Raw genomic sequence first — 22,081 nt, 5'->3', positions numbered from 1 at the left:
CTATTTTTTTACAATTTTAATTGTTTTCTGTTCTCCGTTAGAGTAATAAAGTACTATAGTATAAATGCCTTCCGGAAAACTATAAAAAGCAAGTGTCTTTGTGTTTAATGAAGTTAAGTTTTTGAAACTTTCAACCAGTGATCCGCTTATAGCGAAAATGTCTATTGAAGTAACATTTTTGTTTTCAATGAGTTCCCATTTTAAAAATAATTCTTCTTTCACAGGGTTTGGATAATAGGAGATTTTATCCTCTGCACTGAATTTTAAAAGATCGCTGTCTTTTAAATCTGTAAACTCTTTAATAGGTGTATTGTCATTTTTGCTTGCACAATTAATACAATACTCTCTTTTTTTCTGATTTCCTGCTTCATCGTACTCAAATCGTATTTTTTGTTGAGAATAGACACTTAGACCTGCGAGGAGCAATATTAATAAAGTAAAGTTTTTAATCATATTAATGATTTTTTTCAAATTTTGGGCAAAAATATAAAATTGAAACAAATGTTTTAAAGAGATCTTGTTTACTGTCTGAAAATTAATACGATATCGGTATTATTGTAATAATTATAGAAAGTTTTTTTTGTTGAAATTATTGCTTTATTTGTGGTTTTATATTGAAAGTTGATAACAACTGTTAATTGTTTTGATGTAAATTGAAAAATGAAAATGTTTTGTGTTATTCAATAAGCCTTTAGTGTTGTTTGTGGATAAAAGATGTCTTTTTCTCTATTTTTTTTTAAAAAAACATTGTTTTGTTAAGAAAACTTGCTACATTCGTGTCCGATAGGTTAATTATGGCTTAATGTAAAAATATGAATAAGTTGGTGCTTGTGACTTAAGGTTAACATTAACTTATGAAAGATTTTGTATTCACATTAAGAATATTTTTTACTTTTACCAAATGAAAGACAGTGCATTAAAGATAGGAGTCGTTTCCTGTTTCGTTTTAAATACATTCACAATAATGGGAGCACCTGTACCGCCACCGCCGGCACAAGGAGCGCCGCCGCCGCCGGGAGCACCGATTGACGGAAGTGTGTATTTTCTGTTAGGCATTGGATTGATTTATGCATTCTATTACTTTAAAAATATAGCTATAAAAAAAGCGTCCCGTTAATCAGGACGCTTTTTTTTATTTTCGCAGCTCGTGCAGTCGGCTGACATATTTGCCGATTACATCAAATTCCAGATTGATTTTTGAGCCAACCTTGAAATTCTTGAAATTAGTGTGTGCCAGTGTGTACGGTATGATCGCCACGCTGAATTCATTTTCTTTTGAATTGACAACTGTAAGGCTTACACCATTAACAGTGATGGAACCTTTTTCGATGGTGATATTATTCTGCTTTGAATCGTATTCGAAAGTAAAATAATGACTTCCGTTAGCATCTTCAATGCTTTTGCAGATACCGGTCTGGTCCACATGTCCCTGAACGATATGCCCGTCAAGACGATCACCCAGTTTCATGCCGCGCTCTAAATTGATCGTATCGCCAATGTGCCACTCGCCTAAATTGGTCTTTTCAATAGTCTCTTTAATTGCGGTAACGGTATAGGTGTCTTCATTAATGGCAACAACGGTCAGGCAGACACCATTGTGGGAAACACTCTGGTCAATTTTTAACGCGCCGGTTATAGAAGATTTTACGGTAACGTGTATATTATCGTTTTCTTTTTGAATGTCCTGAACGGTGCCAAGAGTTTCAATAATTCCTGTAAACATAACTGATTTATTTTGCTAAATTTGCATATCCAAAAATAGCAATAAATAACTAGTGGACATGGTGAAAAAAGCAGAAAATATAATTGTAGGAATTTCTATTGGAGATTTAAACGGAATTGGGAGTGAGGTTGTATTGAAAACTTTTGAAGATACACGCATGTTGGAGTTATGCACGCCGGTGATTTTTGCAAATGTGAAAATACTTTCCTTTATCAAGAAAACCTTGCGGTTGAATTCGAATCTTCAGGGGATTGATAAATTAGAACAGGTAGTACCCGGAAAAATAAATGTACTGAATGTCTGGAGAGAAGGCGTTAATCTTGAATTTGGAGTGAATGACGAAACGGTAGGGAAATATGCTATTAAATCGTTTACAGCGGCAACTGCGGCATTAAAAGACGGTTTGATCGATGTGTTGGTGACCGCTCCTATTAATAAGTATAATATTCAATCGGAAGAATTTCATTTTCCGGGACATACAGATTATCTGGATCAGGAACTGGAAGGTGATGCGCTTATGCTGATGGTTCAGGACAATTTAAGAGTAGGGTTATTTACGGACCACATTCCGGTAAATGAAATATCCAGTCACCTGACGGAAGCCCTTATCCGGAAAAAAATCGAAACCGTACATAAATGCCTTATTGAAGATTTTGGGATCACAAAGCCGAAAATAGCCGTTTTGGGATTAAATCCACATTGTGGTGATAACGGCGTGATTGGTAAAGAAGATGATGAGGTGGTAAAACCGGCACTGAAAAAATTGTTTGATGAAGGTATCCTGGTTTTCGGGCCTTTTTCGGCAGACAGCTTTTTTGGACTGAGTCAATATGAAAAATATGATGCGGTTATTGCTAACTATCACGACCAGGGATTGGTGCCTTTTAAAACACTATCTTTCGGAAACGGAGTGAATTATACGGCTGGACTGAATAAAATAAGAACCTCGCCCGATCACGGAACGGCCTATGAAATTGCCGGAAAAGGAGAGGCGGATTATAACTCGTTTAAAGAAGCCGTTTATCTGGCACTGGATGTGTATCACAATAGAAATGAACACAAAGAGCTGGTTAAAAACCCTTTAAAAACAAAACAAAAGCAGTTATAAACAAAAAAATGTTTACAACTCGTTTGGATTTACAATAATTTTATATCTTTGCACGCTCAAAACTGTTGTTATGAACAATGATAAAGAATTTTTAATCCCGTTTGTAGGATTGAAGCAAGGTAAGCATCAGTTTGAATATCAGATAGATAAAAAGTTCTTTGAGAACTTTGATTTTGATGAATACAACGATGTCAATATCAAAGTAGATGTGGTTTTGGATAAGAAAAGCACGATGCTTGAACTCAGTTTTAAACACAAAGGCACTGTAAACGTTCCTTGTGATTTGACAAGTGAGGAATTTGATTTGCCAATAAAAGGTAAGATGAATTTGATTGTAAAATTCGGTGATACCTATAATGATGAGAACGATGAGTTGCTAGTGTTGCCTCATGGCGAATTTCAGGTCAACATCATGCAGTACATTTATGAACTAATTGTACTTTCCGTACCGTCAAAAAGAATTCATCCCGGAATAAAGGATGGAACATTAAAGTCGGAAGCAATTGAAAAATTGAATGAACTGGCTCCAAAAGAACAAAACAAAGAAGAAGAAAATATTGATCCCCGATGGGATAAATTAAAACAACTATTAACGGATAAATAATATAGTAAGATGGCACATCCTAAGAGAAAAACCTCGAAAACAAGAAGAGATAAGAGAAGAACGCATTATAAAGCGTCTGTTCCTCAAATTGCTACATGTCCTGTAACAGGAGAGGCACATTTATATCACAGAGCTTACTGGCATGAAGGTAAAATGTACTACAGAGGTCAAGTTGTAATTGATAAGCAAGAAGCTGTTGCTTAATCAAAGAAAATAATAGAGAAAACTCTCACTATGTGGGAGTTTTTTTTGTTAAAAACCCTTTGGAACGAATTAAGTAGCAATAAAAGAGGTTGGGTTTCGGATTTTTTTTGTAATTTCCACCACTTTTTTTAGCTAAAATTTCAAAAAGAAAAAGTAACCCTTATGACTAAAATTACAGCAGCCATTACAGCAGTTGGATCCTACGTTCCGGACTATGTTTTATCGAACAAGGTACTGGAAACTATGGTGGATACGAACGATGAATGGATTACCACTCGTACGGGAATTAAAGAAAGACGTATTCTCAAAGAAGAAGGGCAAGGCACTTCTTTTCTGGCAATAAAAGCAGCCCAAAATCTGATTGAAAAATCTGGAATTGATCCTAAAGACATTGATTTAGTATTACTGGCTACAGCAACACCGGATATGCCGGTGGCTTCTACAGCCGTATATACCGCAACACAAATTGGAGCGACAAATGCATTTGCCTACGACTTACAGGCAGCATGTTCCAGTTTTCTATATGGTTTATCGACAGCTTCCGCTTATATTGAATCCGGAAGATATAAAAAAGTATTATTAATAGGAGCCGATAAAATGTCTTCTATTATTGATTATACCGACAGAGCTACCTGCATCATTTTTGGTGACGGTGCCGGAGCGGTACTTTTTGAACCCAATACGGAAGGACTTGGTTTTCAGGATGAATTTTTAAGAAGTGACGGTGTAGGAAGAGAATTTTTGAAAATCGAAGCAGGAGGATCTATCCTGCCACCTTCGGAAGAAACCGTAAAAAACAAACAACACTTTGTACACCAGGATGGAAAAACCGTTTTCAAATATGCGGTTTCAGGAATGGCAGATGTAAGTGAGAAAATAATGGAACGTAACAATCTTTCCAAAGAAGATGTTAACTGGTTGGTTGCTCATCAGGCTAATAAAAGGATAATTGATGCGACGGCAAGCCGAATGGAACTCGACGAATCTAAAGTGTTGGTAAACATTCAGAAGTATGGCAATACCACTTCTGCAACGTTGCCATTACTACTTTCCGATTTTGAGAACTCTTTCAAAAAAGGAGATAATATAATTTTTGCTGCATTTGGTGGTGGCTTCACTTGGGGAGCGATCTACTTAAAATGGGCTTATAACAAACAATAAACTAACTAAATCAAAATTCCGAACAAGATGGATATTAGAGAAATTCAAAACCTAATCAAATTTGTAGCGAAGTCTGGTGCTACCGAAGTAAAATTAGAGATGGATGATTTTAAGATCACCATTAAAACTACAGAGGCAGGAGCAGCTGAAACAACATATGTTCAACATGTTCCAATGCAGGCTGCAGCACCTCAGGTTGCTGTACCGCAAGCTGTAGCTCCGGCAACACCTGTTGCTGTAACTGAAGCTCCGGCAGCTGATGAAAATGCAAAATACATTACTATTAAATCGCCTATCATCGGTACCCTATACAGAAAACCATCTCCGGATAAAGCACCATTCGTTGAAGTAGGAAGTACAATCAATAAAGGAGACGTAGTTTGTGTGATTGAAGCAATGAAATTGTTTAACGAAATTGAATCGGAAATTTCCGGTAAAATCGTTAAAGTATTAGTGGACGACGCTTCTCCAGTTGAATTCGATCAACCGTTATTCTTAGTAGACCCATCATAAGAAATTTTAAATGCTAAATTTTGAATGATGGTTTTTTTATGCCTCATTTAGAATGATTTAAAATTTAGAATCCAAATTTAAAGTTTCAAGAGATGTTTAAAAAAATATTAATTGCAAACAGGGGAGAAATTGCACTTCGTGTTATTAGAACCTGTAGAGAAATGGGAATAAAAACGGTTGCGGTTTATTCTACAGCTGACGCGGAAAGCTTACACGTTAAGTTTGCTGATGAAGCAGTATGTATAGGACCACCACCAAGTAATTTATCCTATTTGAAAATGTCAAATATCATTGCTGCTGCAGAAATTACAAATGCAGATGCGATTCATCCGGGTTACGGTTTCCTTTCTGAAAACGCTAAGTTTTCAAAAATTTGTGAGGAACACGGCATTAAATTCATCGGAGCTTCTGCAGAAATGATTGACAAAATGGGTGATAAGGCTACGGCTAAAGCAACCATGAAAGAAGCTGGTGTTCCAACTATTCCAGGTTCTGAAGGATTATTAGAATCGTTCGAACAAACTAAAAAACTGGCTAAAGAATTTGGTTACCCGGTAATGTTAAAAGCTACTGCCGGTGGTGGCGGTAAAGGGATGCGTGCTGTGTGGAAAGAAGAAGATCTTCTGAAAGCATGGGAAAGCGCCCGTCAGGAAGCTGGGGCTGCCTTCGGAAACGATGGTATGTATATGGAAAAACTGATCGAAGAGCCTCGCCATATTGAAATCCAGATTGTTGGAGATTCTTATGGAAAAGCCTGTCACCTTTCTGAAAGAGACTGCTCGGTTCAACGTCGTCACCAAAAATTAACGGAAGAAACACCTTCGCCATTCATGACCGATGAATTGCGTGAAAAAATGGGTGAAGCAGCCGTTAAAGCAGCCGAATATATTAAATATGAAGGTGCCGGTACAGTAGAGTTCCTTGTTGACAAACACAGAAACTTCTACTTTATGGAAATGAATACCCGTATTCAGGTAGAGCACCCTATTACAGAACAGGTAATTGATTATGACTTAATCCGCGAGCAGATTTTAGTAGCTGCGGGTGTGCCGATTTCCGGTAAAAACTATTTACCGCAATTGCACTCTATCGAATGTCGTATCAATGCGGAAGATCCTTATAACGATTTCCGTCCGTCACCTGGAAAAATCACGACTTTACATTCCCCTGGAGGACACGGAGTACGTTTGGATACTCACGTTTATGCAGGATATACCATTCCGCCAAATTATGATTCAATGATTGCCAAGTTAATTACAACGGCACAAACCAGAGAAGAAGCGATCAATAAAATGAAACGTGCTTTGGATGAATTCGTAATCGAAGGAATTAAAACTACCATTCCGTTCCACAGACAATTAATGGATGAGCCGGATTATGTAGCGGGTAACTATACTACAAAATTCATGGAGAGTTTTGTAATGAAAGATCCAACAGAATAAAAACAACTTGTTGTTATAAAAAAGCCTCACAAATTCGTGAGGCTTTTTGTTTTAACGGTTAAAAGGCGTTTCATTTATCCAATGAAATCCCCTGTTTGTAAGCAGGAAATCTTCTTTTGTTTTTAGCTTTAACTCTATTTTGACCGTATCTTTTGTGTTCAGTATTAAGCCGTCTTTGGTTTTCGTATACTGAAAGCTCACTTCTTTGGGCGTTACGGTGCTGTCCTTTTCAATAGAAAACAATTGGATGGTATGCGCAATACTGTCAATCTTTGAATTGAATTTTTGCTCTTCATTATTGGTATAGCGAATCTGTGCACCGTTATAGGTTTCAAAAACGAAACTCACATAAGGTACCGGTTTGTCGGAGGCCTTCACTTCATAGAACCCGAATAATTCCGGATTGTTTTCTTCCTGATTTGACATTTTTATATACGAAAGGGTATAGGCGGTAAAAATACCGGCAAACAATAATAATTTAAACCCTGTTTTTACCATTTCCAGGAGCTTCTCTGTTCGTTTGTCTTTAAGATTATAAGGAGCTTCGTATGCTACGGTTGGTTTGTTCTGTATAAAAAACGAAAGCAGCCGCTTGCGGTCATTCAATAACAGGATCAGGGCAGCAAGCAGCATGTGCATCGAATTCAGCTTTACCGGAATATCATAGCAGAAATTCATCATCACAATATTCGAAATAACTCCGGTAAGGATAACAGCGCCCAGTGTGACGGTTTTCCGGTGCAGCAACAGCAACCCTCCGATTATTTCTGCAAGGCCGGTAAAAGCCGTGTAATAGGGAGAATACTGCATAAAGGTCCAGGCAAGACCCATTGGTGACGATTCGCCATAAGGCTGCGCCAGTCTGAAATAATGAACAGGAGGAAATTGAAAAGGAAACACCTTGCTGAATCCATAAACAAGCATATAAAAAGCAAGGTAAACCCGAAGCAACACCAGGAAAAAATAGGCCAGTGCTTTATAGATATTCTTGTCCTTAAGCTGGCTGAGCTGCATGCTTAACGGAAAGGCCAGGATAAAACTCAGGCAAAGATGCCAGAACGTTTCAATGTATTTATAAGTATAATCACCGCTACCGTAACCTCTTGCCTCAAAAGTATAACCGATATGGAAAAGGTTTTTAGCCGACCAGAAAACGATTGGGTTTAAGACCAATGCAAACAGGAAGCTGAAAAGATGAAAAATGAAATAAATAAGCAAAAAACACAGGAAATATTTTTTTATCCGCATATACTAAAGTTTTGTATAAATATAACTGCATTTTTTTAGAATTAGTATTAAAGAAAAATCCCGGAGCATGCCCCGGGATTTTTCTTGATTGATGATGATAGTATTTATACTTTTAATTTTTTTGCGATAGCCGCCGGTAAAGCCGATTTGTGAACCATGAAGTCTGTAGTTTTGTATTTCACAAAATCTTTGCTCATATACAAATACCCTTTATAGTCATTGCTAACACCCCATGAATTTTTCACGATATAGTATTCTTTACCGTTCTGGTCTTTAGCGATTCCAACGATGTGCATACCGTGGTCGTCTGTAGTTGTATAATTGTCAAAAGCTTTCTGACGTAATTCCTCGGTAATTTTCATTTCCGGTTTTGGACCGTTAAACATGTCTGCTTTTTCTTCTGCTGTCATGTCTGCAAAGTTTTTCTCCGGTACAAAGGCAACACCATTTTTCCAGCTGAATCCTTTTTCGCTCACGTCACCAGCCCATGCAACAGTGTATCCTTTTTTAACAGCGTTGTCAATGATCTCTGTTAATTCGTCCATTTTAACATTGTAAACCTGGTCAAAAGCCCAGTTGTCCGGTACTAACAAAGTGAATTTAGTATAATAAGGATATTCCTGTAAAGAAGAGATTTCTACATAATCGTCAGGATTAATACCTACAACTTCTTTAGCGAAAGATTGCGGGGTATATTTTTTTCCTTTGTAATCAAAAGAAGCCGGAACCTGGCCTAAATAAGAATCTACAACAGAAGTATATGCTTTTTCCCAGTTTGGTGTTAATTCTCCGTTAGGATTCTTTACAACCGCCTGTAATACGCCTTCCATGATAGCGCTCATTTCTGAGAATTTATTTTTGTCAGTTCCGTAGTTTAACCCGGTATAAACACTTTGCGGAACAGCACCATATTTACGGTACATGTTCATAACATCGTGAAAAGCACCACCATCACCTAAAGTAACGGCACCATGCATACGAACATACATTTTTCCCTTTTCTACATACGCATTACGCGCAGAGAAAATCTGGGATAATTCAACCGGCTGTTTTCCCATTCGGATCATTTCTGATTCGATAAAAGAGTTAGCCGAATAACTCCAGCAAGTACCGGATGAACCCTGGTTCTTGATAGAAGTGTTCTCAAGATTAATTACGTCTGTAAATTTAAACGATTCTTTACTGTTTGAACTCGCGTTATTCTTTAAAGCATTTACTAAGTTGTCCTGTGCGAATCCGGAACTTAAACCCATCAGTAAGGCAGAAGCCAATACAACCGGTTTAATTGAAAAATTGTACATAATTTAATTTTTTTGATTTCTCTAATTGGAGTCCGAAATTATAATCTTGTTACACGGGAAACTAAAATTTAACAGTTATTTATGCTTTTGTTCACTTTTGTGAAAAGTATTTTCTTTCATTTAATACAACTGATAAAACGATAAAGTGATAACGCGATGCACAAGTTGCTTTTGATAATGCAATGATTTGCTGAGAAAGTGTATGAGAAAATGATAACAATGCACAACAATTTTTAGCAATGCAAGGAATGATTGTTTTTATGCAGCTGAAAGTTATGATGATGCATAACAATATCTAAATCATGTAAGTATTGATTAAGGGAATGTAGTGGTTTGTTAAAGAGAAGTGATGTTTTAGGTCAGGGATGCTTCCTTAAAAATATCCGGAAAACAAACTACCGGTAGTATCAGGAATACTACCGGTAGTTGTAACACTTTAAGAACTATATTTTGAATCCTTTAATGAGCCGGTATTCTGACTTTTGGGTTCCGTATTGTGCTTTAACACTGTCCTTGATGCCCTGTGCGGTGGCAGACAGTTCTGCATGGGCAGTAATGCGGTTCCTGTTTGCCTGACGTAGTTCGGTATAAACAGCCATCAGCAGGTTATTCGCTTCGGTAGCCTCAGCCAGTAGGTTTTTTAAGGCGGTAATGGACAAATTACTGTTGGAAGGCGTATAAGCCGCTCCGAAATTTTCAAGATTAACAATCAAATCAGAGAAGAACTGTGCCTGCGAACCAAACGATCGGTAAGACAGGCTGACGTTGTTTTCAATACTGCTCCTGTCAACATTGTAGGTTTTATTGGTTCCCCTGATTTTTGCAATGATGCTATTAATGTCATGTGCCTGTTTGGACGTTTTTCCAAAACTGGCCCGGATGGTAGCTCTGATAGGGGAAAGTAGTTTGCGGATGGCATTTTCGCCGCTTGTAAAAAGCTGCTTTCGGTTTTCGACCGCCAGCGAATAGTTTTGCCTTTTTTCGGCAACCATACGATTCTTTTCTTTTACAATCAGCAGTAACGCGCTGAATGCAGCAAAACCCTGGCCGGGCTTTTGTGGCTGATAGTTGTCAAAATACTGTAAGGCAGTTACTAACTTTTCGGCATTAGCCGCCCGGGCTCCAAAGCCTGATTCGGAAGATGATTTCATGGTGTATAGATTAAATATTAATATTCCGGCTTTTATGTTCTTCGTTTATAGTCTTTTAAATCAGAAAAGAGGTTTGTGTCCTTCCTGTGTTATTTGCGAGGGGCGCTGATAATGATATACAACCATGCTGTCCGTTTAACAGTGGATAAACGGATTAAAAAGGGAGCGGTTGTGTTGGTTGGGGGAGCGTTGCTGTGATCCGGTAATACCGGATGATCAACGCGATAAATATAGGAATAATTTTGAATTAACTATTCCGGAAAGTACTGTGTGCTTAGCTTTTTAAAAACGGAATATTTTGAAAGCCAATGCGGAGTACTGTATTCCGCATTGGCTATAGGCAGGCTGAAAGCCGTTATTTTTTGATGATTTTTTCGATTATACTTCCTCCCTGCCGGGTTAGCAGTTTTACAAAATAAGTGCCGGAAGCCAGATTTTGCAAAGAAATGCTTTGCTCATTTTGCGCCAGCGTATTGCTGTATAAACGCTGTCCTAAAAGATTGTAAAGTTCATAGCGGAGTATTGTTTCCGGGCTGTCAATATAAACCACATCAGTCGATGGGTTAGGATACAATGTTGCGGATGTTTTTCCAAACGCTTTACTGCTCAGCGGTACGCCGCATTCGGTTGCGGCCAGTTTTGCAAAAAAGAAATCGGTATAACTACCGGTACCGGCTGTGTTGAGTAATGTCGGGATACTATTCGGATTGTTGGAAAAAAGATTATACCGGAAATAACCGCCCACGGCATAGTTGCCGTCATTATCGGCAGTAACCGCTGTGATAGCGTCGTCAAACCCCGGCATACTCATAATATCGTGCAGGCCGATGACGTTTCCGTTTTGTTTGCTGAACCGGATCAAAACCGGATCTGTCCGGTGTCCCTGCGGTCTGTCAATAGAAAAAGCATCCCAAACCGATGACCGGCCATGAGTAGCCAGAGCAACTTCATTGCCATTCAGCGCTACTTCATAGGCAGCATGCCGCCCCGTTGCCACTAAAGGATCAATATAGGCACTCGGAACTTTACTCCATTGTACATCGCCGTTGCTGTTCATTTTTAAAATAAAAGGAATGTTGCCGGTAAGATTATTGCTGAGTGTATGCGTGCCGAAAAGCAAGGGCGCATTACCGGTATTAAAGAATTTACCGCCAATATAAATGTCATTATTCGAATCTATTTTAAGATCATAAATACGACTGTCGTCAAATTGCGTATCGGTAGTATTCATTTCTTTGCGCCATCTTTCGGAACCGTTTGCAGCATTTATAGCCAGTACATACGATCGGCCTTCTATAGTGATGTTGTTGTATGCCAGCGGCAGAAAAGTACCGCCACCATTGTTTCGGGTACCGGCTATATAATAGGTGTTCAGGTTTTCATTGTATCTGAAATCGGTATGGTAATCCAGAAAAGTACCGGCTGCCGGTAATACTATAGGACTTCCCTGCAGATTTCCCTGTGCGTCAAATTTTACAATATAGTACTGGTAGGTAGTGCTAAAGGTATCGGGAACGGTAATGGCGCCATTTAAATGAGTTCCTTTGCTATAGCCTACCATCAGGTGTAGGATGCCGTTGCTGTCAATCGCTACCTGGTAGGCATTGGCATTGCGGTTTTGGCTGTTTACGGCGCCCTGCAAATTTTTACGCCACAATAAGCTGCCGTCAGCAGCATTGTATTTTAATAGAAAACTGGTTTTCCAGGCCTCGCTGATCTGGCTGTTGTCAATCGGGGTGTAAGGCAGGCTGTTGTTGTCGCTAAAACGGGGTGGGAATAAATTGGAGCCTTCATAGGCGCTGTTCAGCACATTAACGGCTGTATAAATTCCGCCATGGTTGTCTACTGCCAGTTTATAGGCAGTGTCCTGCTGACTGCCGCCGATTATCCGGCTCCATAAATATTCCCCTTCACAATTCGTTGCGAATATTGCGATGTCATTACCGGCTACTGCGCCGTTGTATGTAGTAACAGGCTGACCGGCAATATGGGTATTGCCCTGTGAAATAGTTGCCAGGTAATAGTAATTGTTTTCACTATCGGTAATGATGTCGAAAATCTGTTCCGAAGATTGCCAGTAAGCATCCGGGGATTCGTTGAGGCCTCTGGCATTTCCGCCGCCGCTTTTCGCCCATTGCCATTGGTAATTTTGTGAAAAAGCCAGGGTGTTTAACAGCAAACAGCTACAGAGTAGTATTCTTTTCATTCATTTAAAATTTGATTGTTATAAGTGTATAGGTTGAAAATAAAAATGTATATAAAAATGTGAATATTGTGTCATTTTAAAGGAATTAATTCTTTTTTGTTGTGTAAAATAGTGATTTTATTTTTAAACATTGCATAATATGTAATACATTGCATAGCTTTTTTGTTAAAAAAGTACGAAGTGTAACCTTAATAACGATCGATTTTGAAAATAAAACTACTCTTATTATTAACGGCAACCTTTGCTGTCAGCGGGTATGCACAATGTGTCACAACGATATTTTCTTCGGATGAAAATTCTTTTGCTTTTCGGCCGGATGGCACGTTATGGACATGGGGGAGAAATCAGTACGGACAATTGGGTGACGGGACAAAACTGGAACGATTAGCACCCATTCAGGTTGTATCGGCTGTTGGCTGGAAAGAAATTGCACCGGCGCGTATGCATACTGTCGGGTTAAAACAGGACGGTACTTTATGGTCCTGGGGTAATAACGAAGTAGGGCAATTAGGAGCCGGTACTGCTCCGGAAGGGCTGGTTCCCGTTCAGGTGGGAACGGCAACAGACTGGAAAACGATATCCGGAGGAAACCTGCACACATTAGCACTGAAAAATGACGGTACGTTATGGGGCTGGGGCAATAACGGAGCAGGTGAATTGGGGAATTACCAGAATAATACCAATCTTTTTGCACCCACCCAGATAGGAACGGCAAATGACTGGAAGGCAATTTCAGCCTCCTATTTCCGTTCATTTGTCATAAAAAATAACGGTACTTTATGGGGCTGCGGCGGTAATCAGTTCGGTCAGCTTGGAAACGGGAATAATGGCTCTCAGTATGTGCTCACACAGATAGGAACCGATAATGACTGGTTGAAAATTTCGGCAGCAAGAGGAACTCATACGCTGGCATTGAAAACAAACGGAACCTTGTGGGTTTGGGGACAAAACGACCAGCGGCAATTGGGTGACGGAACCACGACTAATAGAAATACGCCTTTTCAGCTGGGTACAGATACCTGGCTGGATATTGCCAACGGTACATTTCATTCGGTTGCTGTAAAATCAGACGGGACCTTATGGCAATGGGGCAATACAATTGCTACCCAGAACGGACATAATTCCGTTAACTTACCGGTTCCTACTCAGGTTGGAACGGAGAATGACTGGAAAAGTGTTTCGGCTGGTAGCTTTTGCTCGTTTGCAATCAAAAACGATAACTCCCTATGGGCATGGGGCTATAACGGCAATGGCCGTTTTGGCGACGGAACGACTACAAACCAGCTGCTTCCGAAACTCGTGTTGGGATGTCCGCTGGGAACCGGCGAATTTACGGCTGCGGATCTGAATCTTTATCCGAATCCCGTTAAAGATAAATTGTATTGGGAAAATGCTCCGGCATGGCATCAATATGAAGTGTATTCGTTGCTGGGACAGAAAATAAAAGGCGGTGCAATCGCTTCCGGAGAACAGGCAATAGGACTTGACAATCTTTCTTCCGGGTTGTATCTCGTTACGTTTTATACCGAAAACGGACAATCTCAGACATTTAAAATACTTAAAGATTAAAATTGCCTGTTAAAGAAAAAAGCCTCAAAGGAACACTTTGGGGCTTTTTTCTTTATAATGTCCCGTCCTGAAATAAGTTGACACAAAATCGACTTATTATGAAAGACACAACAACAACGCGAGTTAAGCGTACTCAAAAGGATTATAATATGGCTTTTAAATTAGCTGTAGTTTCCCGAGTTGAACAAGGCGAAATGACCTATAAACAGGCTCAAACTGTTTACGGTATCCAAGGCAGAAGTACTGTTTTGGTTTGGCTTCGAAAATATGGTAACTTAGACTGGAGTAAACCAAATCTGTTATTTATGTCTAAATCTAAAGAAACCCCGGCTCAGATTATTAAACGATTAGAGAAAGAACTGGCAGATGAGAAGCTTCGAAATAAGATCCTCAATACGATGATCGACATTTCTGATAGTCAGTACGGAACCCAGATCCGAAAAAAGTTTTCTCCCAAACCATCTTCCGACTCCGGGAAGGAGCAGGAATAAGTTTGTCCAAAAGTTGCCGATTGTTTGGGATAAGTAGGCAAGCTATATATCAGGAACAAAAAAGAATCCTCGATCGGGAATCTGAGTTACTCAAAGTAAAGCATCTGGTTCTTTCTTTGCGATTGGAAATGCCACGTATAGGGACACGTAAACTATATTACCTACTTTCGAAGCAATTTGATCAACAGGGTGTAAAGATAGGTCGTGATGCCTTATTTGGTTATCTAAGAAGGGAGAAGTTACTTGTTAAACCAATGAAGAGTTACACTAAAACTACCTATTCTAAACATTGGCTACACAAGTACGAAAATCTTTTGAAAGAGTGTGAGATTAAACGTCCTGAACAGGTATATGTAAGCGACATCACTTATGTCAAATCATCCCGGAAAACCCATTATCTGTCTTTAGTTACTGATGCTTATAGCAGAAAAATAATGGGGTATAAGCTGAGTGATGATATGAGTTCTGAAAATGTGGTACAGGCATTAAAAATGGCTATACAGAATAGGAAATCAACATTACCCCTGATACATCACTCCGATAGAGGATTACAATATTGTTCTAAAATTTATCAGGAAGTATTAGCTAAAAACGGTATTACACCCTCTATGACTGACGGATATGATTGTTATCAAAATGCTTTAGCTGAAAGAATAAACGGAATTTTAAAAAACGAATTCTTGTTTTATAAATGCAAAGATGGTCAGACTTTAGGAAAGCTTATAAAAACAGCGATAGAAACGTATAATGCTAAAAGACCTCATTTGAGTTTAATGATGAAAACGCCTAATTTTATACATGAAAAAACCAGCCAGGTAAACCTGACTGGTTAATATATTTTTATTCTAAAATCTGTCAACCTATTTTAGGACGACTCATAAAAACAATGTTTTGGGACTATTCTTTAGAGTTTTGTGATTTTTGTGAATTGTTTTTTATTGATAGTTTATGAAAAAGTTTGTTTTTCTGTTGTATTATAAAAATTTTAATACATTTGAAATAATATTAATAAATTAAAAATCATTAATTATGAAGCAAAACTATCCCAAGCATTTGTTTTTTACCCCTTTCTTAAAACAGTGCAGCCTGACTGTTTTACTATTTGTTTTTACTGTTGCGGCGAATGCCCAGATTTCCACTTTTCCCTGGATGGAAACATTTGAAGACAGTTCGCCAACCCGCGGCAGCTGGACTCAGATTTATGAAGTGAATAATATGTCATGGACATTTGCTACCTCGCCTTCTACAGGCGGAACAGGAGTGAGTGCTTATGAAGGCGTGAAATTTGCCAATTACCCGGGAACTTCCCATCTTTTTGATAAGACGAAATTAGTGAGCCCGGTATTGAACTTATCCGGTGTGACAAACCCTACGGTAAGTTTCCATTTCAGAAATCCTTATTGGAATCCGGATCAAAACTGGTTGCGAATCTTTTACAGAACTTCTGCTACTTCTGCCTGGGTACAAATTGCAGAATTCCATTCTAATGTTACTGCCTGGACTTCTTCGGGAGATATTGCACTTCCGGATCCTTCTGCAACATATCAGATCGCTGTTGAGGTAGAAACCGATTATGGTTATTCGACTACAGTAGATGCTTTGGTGGTGAATGGTGTTCTTGCAACCAGCGAATTCGAAAAAGCAGCAGTCGTTAAATATTATCCGAATCCGGCAGAAAATGTATTGCATTTTTCCAGTCATGAAACGGTTTCAGACGTAGCGGTGTTTAACCTTTTAGGTCAAAAAGTACTTGAAACGAAAGTGAATGCTAATGAAGGACAAATCGACATTTCCGGTCTGGCCAGCGGTAACTACGTTGTTCAGGCAAATACCGGAGCCGGTAAAGAGACGTTCAAGATGGTTAAAAAATAGTTGAATACAACCTTAAAAAGAAATCCCTCAGGAATTACCTGAGGGATTTTTTATTTTATAATGTTTCTTTTAACCATTTAAAGAATTCACGCTGCCATACCAAAGCATTTTGAGGTTTTGTAACCCAGTGGTTTTCTTCCGGGAAATACATAAAACGGCTCTTAATACCTTTTAGCTGTGCTGCCTGGAAGGCTTCCTGTCCTTGTCCGATCGGCACACGGTAATCTTTTCCTCCCTGGATAATCATGATTGGAGTATTCCAGTTGTTTACCAGTTTTATAGGGTTAAACTGGTTGTAAGCCTTTTGTGCAACTACATTGTTTTCCTGCCAGTAAGGCCCGCCATGATCCCAGTTGTTGAAGAATACTTCTTCGGTGGTACCATACATGCTTTCCAGGTTGTACACACCACAGTGTGAGATGAATGTTTTAAAACGGTTTTTGTGAATACCGGCAAGGTAGAATACCGAATATCCTCCGTAGCTCGCGCCAACAGCTCCCAAACGGGTTTTGTCCACATAAGACTCTTTTGCCATATCGTCAATAGCCGAAAGATAATCGTCCATTACCTGTCCGCCCCAGTCTTTACTGATCTGTTCATTCCACTGCACCCCATGGCCCGGCATACCGCGACGGTTAGGCGCTACAATGATATAACCCTGTGAAGCCATCAGGGAGAAATTCCAACGGAAAGAATAGCTTTGTGTTAAAGCCGATTGCGGTCCGCCCTGGCAATATAATAACGTAGGGTATTTTTTAGTCTTGTCGAAGTTTGGCGGTAAAATCACCCATACCAGCATTTTTTTACCGTCTGTTGTGGTTACATAACGTCTTTCGGTTTTACCTAAAGTCAGTTTGCCATAAAGATCGTTGTTAACAGTAGTTAGCTGTTTCCATGTTTTTTTCTTTAAATCATAAGCATAAATTTCCGGCGCATGATTCATGTCGGTTCTCGTAACAATAGCATTGTTTCCGGAAACACCAATAAGTTCGCTAACATCGAAATCACCATTTGTAATTTGCGTCACGCGAACAGCGATTTTAGTCAGTCCCGGGAAGTTTACTTCAAAAAGTTGTTTGGTTCCGTCAACAGCGGCAATGAAATATACCTTTTTACCATCGGCACTCCATTTAAAACTGTCCACAGTTCCGTCCCAGGCTGCGGTTAAATTGATGTCTTTTTCTTTGTAGCGTACGATAATGTCATTTTTATCGGCCTCATAGCCGTCGCGCTTCATTTGCAGCCACGTTAAGTCACCATTTGGTGAAAGCATCGGATGCGTATCGTATCCCATGTTTTCATCGGTAAGGTTTCTTGTTTTTTTAGTGTTGATGTCATATTCGTACAGATCAGTATTGGTGCTGATCGCATAGTTGGTTCCGTATTGTTTTTTGGAAACATAAATGATTTTTGAACCGTCATGTGACCAGATATAATCTTCATCACCACCGAAAGGTTTTTGAGGTGAATCATACGGTTCGTCTTTCATGATGTCGATCGCTTTTGCCTTATCGGCATTTTCAGCATAAAAAACGTGGTTGTGTGTTCCGTCATTCCAGGTATCCCAATGGCGGTAATCCAGTTCGTTATAAATTTGAGCTTCCGATTTTTTTAGTTCCGGATAAAAATCTTTTCCTAATACCCGGGATACTTTTACTTCTTTGTGTGACAGGATGTATTTGCCATCCGGCGACAGGTTTTTGTCGGCAACCAGGTCTTTTACATCCGGAACTTCTGTTGCAACACCGCCATTAACAGGAATGGTGTAGTATTTAGCGTTGGATTTGTTCTCTTCAATAGAAGGAGTTGCCACTTTATAAACAATATTCTTCCCGTCTTTAGAAATCCCGATAGGGGAAAGTCTGCCTAATTTCCAGAGTAAATCCGGTGTTAAGGTCTCTTGTGCTGCGGCTGTTAGTCCCATCATACCAAGGGTTAAAATAAGGAGTTTTTTCATTGGGTATTTATTTTTTTAAAAAGAAACCTTAAAAGTAAACATTTTATTGCTATCCGAAAGGAGGTTGTGCCGTAAAAAAAAGCGACCTTATGTAGTTAAGGTCGCTTTCAGGAATCAATCGGTTTTAAACTTATCGCTTGATAAAACGTTTGCTGACAACAGTGTTGTTATCATTTATTTCCAGAATATAATTTCCGGAAGTGATGGTGTTCACATTAACAATGTTGTTGTTTATGCTTCCGTTCATTACTTCCTGTCCTAAAAGGTTGAAGATTCGGAACGTTGCTTTTTCTGAAACAGCTGTGATGTTTAAAATATCGCTGGTTGGATTCGGATACAGCTGGATGTCGGCTATGGTATTGCCTCTTCCGAAGCCGTCTTCTTTAGCCGCGTTTACGATATTCACCGTGTAATCTTCCACTTCTCCGTAAGAGAAGGCCTCGCAGGATGTTGGAACAGCATTGTATTTCATTGAAACACGCATTCTGGTCGCGCCGCTCAAAGCCGTAGCCGGAACGGTGAATGAACCGGTTGCCGGTGTGGCGGTAGAAGCGGTTTTGCTCCATACTAACTCTCCGCTGTCGGCAAAATCACCATCCTGATTGTAGTCGATCCAAACGGCATATCCTTCGGAATAAGCGGTACCGGTCCATGTTGGTGTTACCGTAATGGTATTGGAAGAACTTTTTACAAGATTTGTGGAAATGCTGGTGAAATCGGAATAACCCGTTCCTCCGGTCGAAGCGTTGTTGATGGTTCCTAGCTGCACACGTCCGATATATTCGTCGGAAACACTGTTTCCTTTAGAAGTACAATAAGTAACCGGTGTGGTGCCTCCGGTTTGCAGGTTCACGGTATAATCTTCCACTTCTCCGTATGAGAAGGCTTCACATGCTGTTGGAACCCCGTTGTATTTCATTGAAACACGCATTCTGGTTGCTCCGGTAATTGCTGTTGCCGGTATTGTGAAAGTTCCGGTTGCCGGTGTGGCAGTCGAAGCGGTTCTGCTCCAAACCAATTCTCCGGCATCGTCAAAGTCCTTGTCGCCATTATAGTCAATCCATACAGCGAAACCTTCCGCATAGGCCGTTCCGGTCCATGTTGGTGTTACGGTAATGGTATAGGCAGTTCCTTTTGACAGGTTTGTGGAAATACTGGTGAAATCGGAATACCCCGTTCCTCCGGTCGAAGCGTTGTTGATGGTTCCTAACTGCACACGTCCGATATATTCGTCGGCAACGCTGTTTCCTTTAGAGGTACAATACGCAGCAGTAGCCGGTAAGGTGGTTACGTTTACGATGTTGCTTTCTGCAGAGATATTCCCGGCTGCATCTTTTGCTTTTACGGAAAAAGTATAGGCCGTATTCGCAGTAAGTCCGGTAGCAGTATAGGTAGTTGTGGTTACCGTTGTTAACAATGTTGTTCCTCTGTAAACATCATATCCGGTTACGGCTACGTTATCTGTAGCGGCTGTCCAGGAAAGATTGGTTGTGGTTTGCGTTGTTCCGGAAGCGGCTAAGCTTGTTGGCGCAGTAGGAGCCTGAGTATCGCCGCCAGTGCCGCCGGTAATGGTAAAGTTTACATTGGAGATATCAAAGAAGATATGATTGGAGCCTTTTACCATGATCCGGTTTTGTGTTCCCGGATTATTCGGTACGGTGATGGCTTGTGTACCGTCGTTTGGTGTTCCTGCCAGTATTGTGATAGGGTAGGTATTACCGCCGTCTGTTGATAACAGGATGTCCACATTGGCAGCATTTACACCATTAGCGGTTGTTCCGGCTACATTCCAGGTTACGGTTTGTGTCGAACCGGCTGCCCAGGATACGGCTGTATTGGGTGCGCTTACGGTAAATGGTCCGGCTGTGGCATTAACGGTAACGACCATATCGTCACTGTTGTTTGCCGGTCCGCCGGCGCGATTGTCGCGAACGGTTAGACGGAAGTTCATTGTTCGGGCAACATTTGGTACTGCTTCCCATTTCCATGAGGTGGCTCCGGTTTTAACGGTAGACAGCTGCGGGAAATAACGTACGCCCGATGTGGTTGGTATAAATGATTTAAAGGCTGGTCCGGATGTAGCGGTTACACTCGGGTATGTTGTGGTTGAGGTTCCGGAATTCATTTGTTCCCAGCAGTAGGTCAAAGTGTCGCCATTGGCATCGGTTCCGGCTCCGGTTAGCATAAAAGGCGTTCCTTTCGGAATCGTATAGTCGGCTCCGGCATCGGCTGTAGGAACCGCATTTCCGGTTGCGGTATTGGTCTGACAGGTTGTTGTTTTGATATAATTGGTTACCTGCTGTATGCTTACGGCATGGAAGAACGGGTCGCTGTGTGCCTGTACATCGGTTGCTCCGGTAATTCCGGCATAGCCCATGATGGTGGTTCCGCTTCCCGGTTCGTTTTGTACACCGGTTCCTTCATTGCTGAATGTAAAGGTGTGGTTCGCACCAAACTGATGTCCCATTTCGTGGGCTACGAAATCAATATCAAAATTGTCACCCACCGGAATGGTACTGGTGGTAAACCCGCTTCCTTTATTGGATTTACAAACACAGCCAATACAGCCGGCATTACCGTTGTTTCCGATAGCCGACATTAAATGCCCGATATCATAATTGGCTGCTCCGATAACACTGGTTAGAGTGGATTGTAATTCAGAGTTGTAATTGGCATCGGTACTTCCGTACGGATCGCTGCCTGCACTGGTGTAGATTACCGCATCGGTATTGGCAATTAAAACCATCCGTACGCCGAAATCCATTTCAAAAACACCGTTCACACGGGTCATGGTGTTGTTAATAGCGGCTAAGGCCAGGGCTTTTGTTCCGCCGTGGTAAGTGGTGTATTCTCCGGTTACAGACATGGCCAGGCGGTAAGTCCGCAACGTGCTGTCGTCTGCATTAGGACGTAAAGCTTCTCCGGAGCCGCCAACTTTGGACATGGCATGATCCAGCACTTCACATTCAAATTTTGTAAATCCGGCTACTTTGTCGGAACGTTTGTAAATGGAATATGTTTTTAAATCGGTAGAAAAAGGCTCTATAAAAACCGTTTGCTTATCGGCAGCTGTTCGCATACTCTGGATGCCAAGTGGCGAAACGCTGATGCGGATAATGGCAGACGGATCGTCGACTCCCTGACCAATATATGATTTTATTTCCGGATAACGCGCGGCAAGTTCCGGTGCAAAAACGGAGGCTTCGGTCATGCGGAATCGCTCCAGTTCACCATCGGCATTTGGAAAGGCGATTATTACCGTTGATTTTGCATAGGTTAAGGATCTGTCCGGCGATTTTAACAAGGCTGTTTTTAGTCCGCTGACATCAAGATCAAACAAGTTTTTTGTAGGAAGTGGTGCTCTTTTTTCAAAAGTAGTCTGGCTACTTTTTTTTGAAGACACTTTCCAGAAAGAGTTTCCGCTTTGGGCAAAGGAAAAACTTGTTATTGCTAATAAAGCAAACGAAAGTAATTTACGCTTCATAAGTTGGTAGTGTTTTAGGTTAATTCATGGTATAACAAAGGTATTTT

Annotated in this window: 18 protein-coding genes; 9 read left to right on the top strand and 9 right to left on the bottom strand. The window is 40.3% G+C overall.

Annotated features, from left to right (window positions below):
- From HW120_RS02465 to HW120_RS02455, 3 genes are all read right to left on the bottom strand, one after another.
- Positions 1-453, bottom strand: a complete 453-nt coding sequence (locus HW120_RS02465) for a T9SS type A sorting domain-containing protein (RefSeq protein WP_177730458.1) — start codon at positions 451-453, stop codon at positions 1-3.
- Positions 454-894: 441 nt separating this feature from the next.
- Positions 895-1,056, bottom strand: a complete 162-nt coding sequence (locus HW120_RS02460; protein ID WP_177730456.1) for a hypothetical protein — start codon at positions 1,054-1,056, stop codon at positions 895-897.
- Between the two features lie 76 nt (positions 1,057-1,132).
- Complete coding sequence (locus tag HW120_RS02455; RefSeq protein WP_177730454.1) at positions 1,133-1,723, bottom strand: riboflavin synthase; 591 nt, start codon at positions 1,721-1,723, stop codon at positions 1,133-1,135.
- Positions 1,724-1,781: 58 nt separating this feature from the next.
- Here HW120_RS02455 and pdxA point away from each other — a divergent pair, with 58 nt between their 5' ends.
- The 6 genes from pdxA (at position 1,782) to accC (ending at position 6,755) form a co-directional block, all read left to right on the top strand.
- A complete protein-coding gene (gene pdxA, locus HW120_RS02450) occupies positions 1,782-2,831 on the top strand; it encodes a 4-hydroxythreonine-4-phosphate dehydrogenase PdxA (RefSeq protein ID WP_177730452.1) in 1,050 nt (349 codons plus the stop codon).
- A gap of 70 nt (positions 2,832-2,901) precedes the next feature.
- On the top strand, positions 2,902-3,435 hold the full coding sequence (locus HW120_RS02445; RefSeq protein WP_177730450.1) for a YceD family protein: 534 nt from the start codon (positions 2,902-2,904) through the stop codon (positions 3,433-3,435).
- 9 nt (positions 3,436-3,444) lie between these two features.
- A complete protein-coding gene (gene rpmF / locus HW120_RS02440) occupies positions 3,445-3,639 on the top strand; it encodes a 50S ribosomal protein L32 (protein ID WP_082482157.1) in 195 nt (64 codons plus the stop codon).
- A gap of 162 nt (positions 3,640-3,801) precedes the next feature.
- Complete coding sequence (locus tag HW120_RS02435; RefSeq protein WP_177730448.1) at positions 3,802-4,800, top strand: beta-ketoacyl-ACP synthase III; 999 nt, start codon at positions 3,802-3,804, stop codon at positions 4,798-4,800.
- 27 nt (positions 4,801-4,827) lie between these two features.
- Complete coding sequence (gene accB / locus HW120_RS02430; protein WP_177730446.1) at positions 4,828-5,313, top strand: acetyl-CoA carboxylase biotin carboxyl carrier protein; 486 nt, start codon at positions 4,828-4,830, stop codon at positions 5,311-5,313.
- A 92-nt stretch (positions 5,314-5,405) separates the two neighbouring features.
- A complete protein-coding gene (accC, locus tag HW120_RS02425) occupies positions 5,406-6,755 on the top strand; it encodes an acetyl-CoA carboxylase biotin carboxylase subunit (protein ID WP_177730444.1) in 1,350 nt (449 codons plus the stop codon).
- 51 nt (positions 6,756-6,806) lie between these two features.
- On the opposite strand, the gene HW120_RS02420 is transcribed toward accC, so the two are convergent.
- From HW120_RS02420 to HW120_RS02405, 4 genes are all read right to left on the bottom strand, one after another.
- On the bottom strand, positions 6,807-8,003 hold the full coding sequence (locus HW120_RS02420) for a DoxX family protein (protein ID WP_177730442.1): 1,197 nt from the start codon (positions 8,001-8,003) through the stop codon (positions 6,807-6,809).
- Between the two features lie 104 nt (positions 8,004-8,107).
- Entirely contained in the window at positions 8,108-9,304 is a 1,197-nt protein-coding gene (locus HW120_RS02415) for a C1 family peptidase (RefSeq protein ID WP_177730440.1), read from the bottom strand.
- Positions 9,305-9,747: 443 nt separating this feature from the next.
- Positions 9,748-10,455, bottom strand: coding sequence for a hypothetical protein (locus tag HW120_RS02410; RefSeq protein ID WP_177730438.1), 708 nt, complete (start codon positions 10,453-10,455; stop codon positions 9,748-9,750).
- A gap of 355 nt (positions 10,456-10,810) precedes the next feature.
- Positions 10,811-12,661 carry a T9SS type A sorting domain-containing protein gene (locus HW120_RS02405; protein WP_177730436.1) on the bottom strand — a complete coding sequence of 617 codons (1,851 nt, stop codon included), beginning with the start codon at positions 12,659-12,661 and terminating at the stop codon, positions 10,811-10,813.
- Between the two features lie 204 nt (positions 12,662-12,865).
- On the opposite strand from HW120_RS02405, the gene HW120_RS02400 reads away from it, so the two are divergent.
- The 3 genes from HW120_RS02400 to HW120_RS02390 all read left to right on the top strand — a co-directional run bounded on the left by HW120_RS02400 (position 12,866) and on the right by HW120_RS02390 (position 16,593).
- Positions 12,866-14,230 (top strand): T9SS type A sorting domain-containing protein, encoded by a 1,365-nt coding sequence (locus HW120_RS02400; protein ID WP_177730434.1) that lies wholly within the window; start codon positions 12,866-12,868, stop codon positions 14,228-14,230.
- A 98-nt stretch (positions 14,231-14,328) separates the two neighbouring features.
- A protein-coding gene (locus tag HW120_RS02395) for an IS3 family transposase (RefSeq protein WP_394353019.1) occupies positions 14,329-15,554 on the top strand; the annotation gives its coding sequence in 2 pieces (ribosomal slippage) (positions 14,329-14,677 and positions 14,677-15,554; 1,227 coding nt in all).
- Positions 15,555-15,750: 196 nt separating this feature from the next.
- A complete protein-coding gene (locus HW120_RS02390; protein WP_177730430.1) occupies positions 15,751-16,593 on the top strand; it encodes a T9SS type A sorting domain-containing protein in 843 nt (280 codons plus the stop codon).
- A 55-nt stretch (positions 16,594-16,648) separates the two neighbouring features.
- Here the strand turns inward: HW120_RS02390 and HW120_RS02385 are convergent, their stop codons facing one another.
- Positions 16,649-18,550: a S9 family peptidase gene (locus HW120_RS02385; protein ID WP_177730428.1), complete on the bottom strand. Its 1,902-nt coding sequence runs from the start codon at positions 18,548-18,550 to the stop codon at positions 16,649-16,651.
- A 130-nt stretch (positions 18,551-18,680) separates the two neighbouring features.
- Positions 18,681-22,034 (bottom strand): GEVED domain-containing protein, encoded by a 3,354-nt coding sequence (locus tag HW120_RS02380; protein ID WP_177730426.1) that lies wholly within the window; start codon positions 22,032-22,034, stop codon positions 18,681-18,683.
- Positions 22,035-22,081: the final 47 nt, after the last annotated feature.

Source organism: Flavobacterium inviolabile (assembly GCF_013389455.1).
GTDB lineage: Bacteria > Bacteroidota > Bacteroidia > Flavobacteriales > Flavobacteriaceae > Flavobacterium > Flavobacterium inviolabile.
Note: the sequence above shows the minus strand (reverse complement) of the source record. Positions and strands in the feature narration are given on the sequence as shown.

Bases quoted from the DNA above. Each gene is read 5' to 3' on its own strand.
- HW120_RS02455 (WP_177730454.1), bottom strand. From the start codon at position 1,723: ATGTTTACAGGAATTATTGAAACTCTTGGCACCGTTCAGGACATTCAA.
- HW120_RS02415 (WP_177730440.1), bottom strand. From the start codon at position 9,304: ATGTACAATTTTTCAATTAAACCGGTTGTATTGGCTTCTGCCTTACTG.
- HW120_RS02435 (WP_177730448.1), top strand. From the start codon at position 3,802: ATGACTAAAATTACAGCAGCCATTACAGCAGTTGGATCCTACGTTCCG.
- pdxA (WP_177730452.1), top strand. From the start codon at position 1,782: ATGGTGAAAAAAGCAGAAAATATAATTGTAGGAATTTCTATTGGAGAT.
- HW120_RS02420 (WP_177730442.1), bottom strand. From the start codon at position 8,003: ATGCGGATAAAAAAATATTTCCTGTGTTTTTTGCTTATTTATTTCATT.
- HW120_RS02390 (WP_177730430.1), top strand. From the start codon at position 15,751: ATGAAGCAAAACTATCCCAAGCATTTGTTTTTTACCCCTTTCTTAAAA.
- HW120_RS02465 (WP_177730458.1), bottom strand. From the start codon at position 453: ATGATTAAAAACTTTACTTTATTAATATTGCTCCTCGCAGGTCTAAGT.
- HW120_RS02445 (WP_177730450.1), top strand. From the start codon at position 2,902: ATGAACAATGATAAAGAATTTTTAATCCCGTTTGTAGGATTGAAGCAA.
- accC (WP_177730444.1), top strand. From the start codon at position 5,406: ATGTTTAAAAAAATATTAATTGCAAACAGGGGAGAAATTGCACTTCGT.
- HW120_RS02410 (WP_177730438.1), bottom strand. From the start codon at position 10,455: ATGAAATCATCTTCCGAATCAGGCTTTGGAGCCCGGGCGGCTAATGCC.
- HW120_RS02385 (WP_177730428.1), bottom strand. From the start codon at position 18,550: ATGAAAAAACTCCTTATTTTAACCCTTGGTATGATGGGACTAACAGCC.
- HW120_RS02405 (WP_177730436.1), bottom strand. From the start codon at position 12,661: ATGAAAAGAATACTACTCTGTAGCTGTTTGCTGTTAAACACCCTGGCT.
- rpmF (WP_082482157.1), top strand. From the start codon at position 3,445: ATGGCACATCCTAAGAGAAAAACCTCGAAAACAAGAAGAGATAAGAGA.
- HW120_RS02380 (WP_177730426.1), bottom strand. From the start codon at position 22,034: ATGAAGCGTAAATTACTTTCGTTTGCTTTATTAGCAATAACAAGTTTT.
- accB (WP_177730446.1), top strand. From the start codon at position 4,828: ATGGATATTAGAGAAATTCAAAACCTAATCAAATTTGTAGCGAAGTCT.
- HW120_RS02460 (WP_177730456.1), bottom strand. From the start codon at position 1,056: ATGCCTAACAGAAAATACACACTTCCGTCAATCGGTGCTCCCGGCGGC.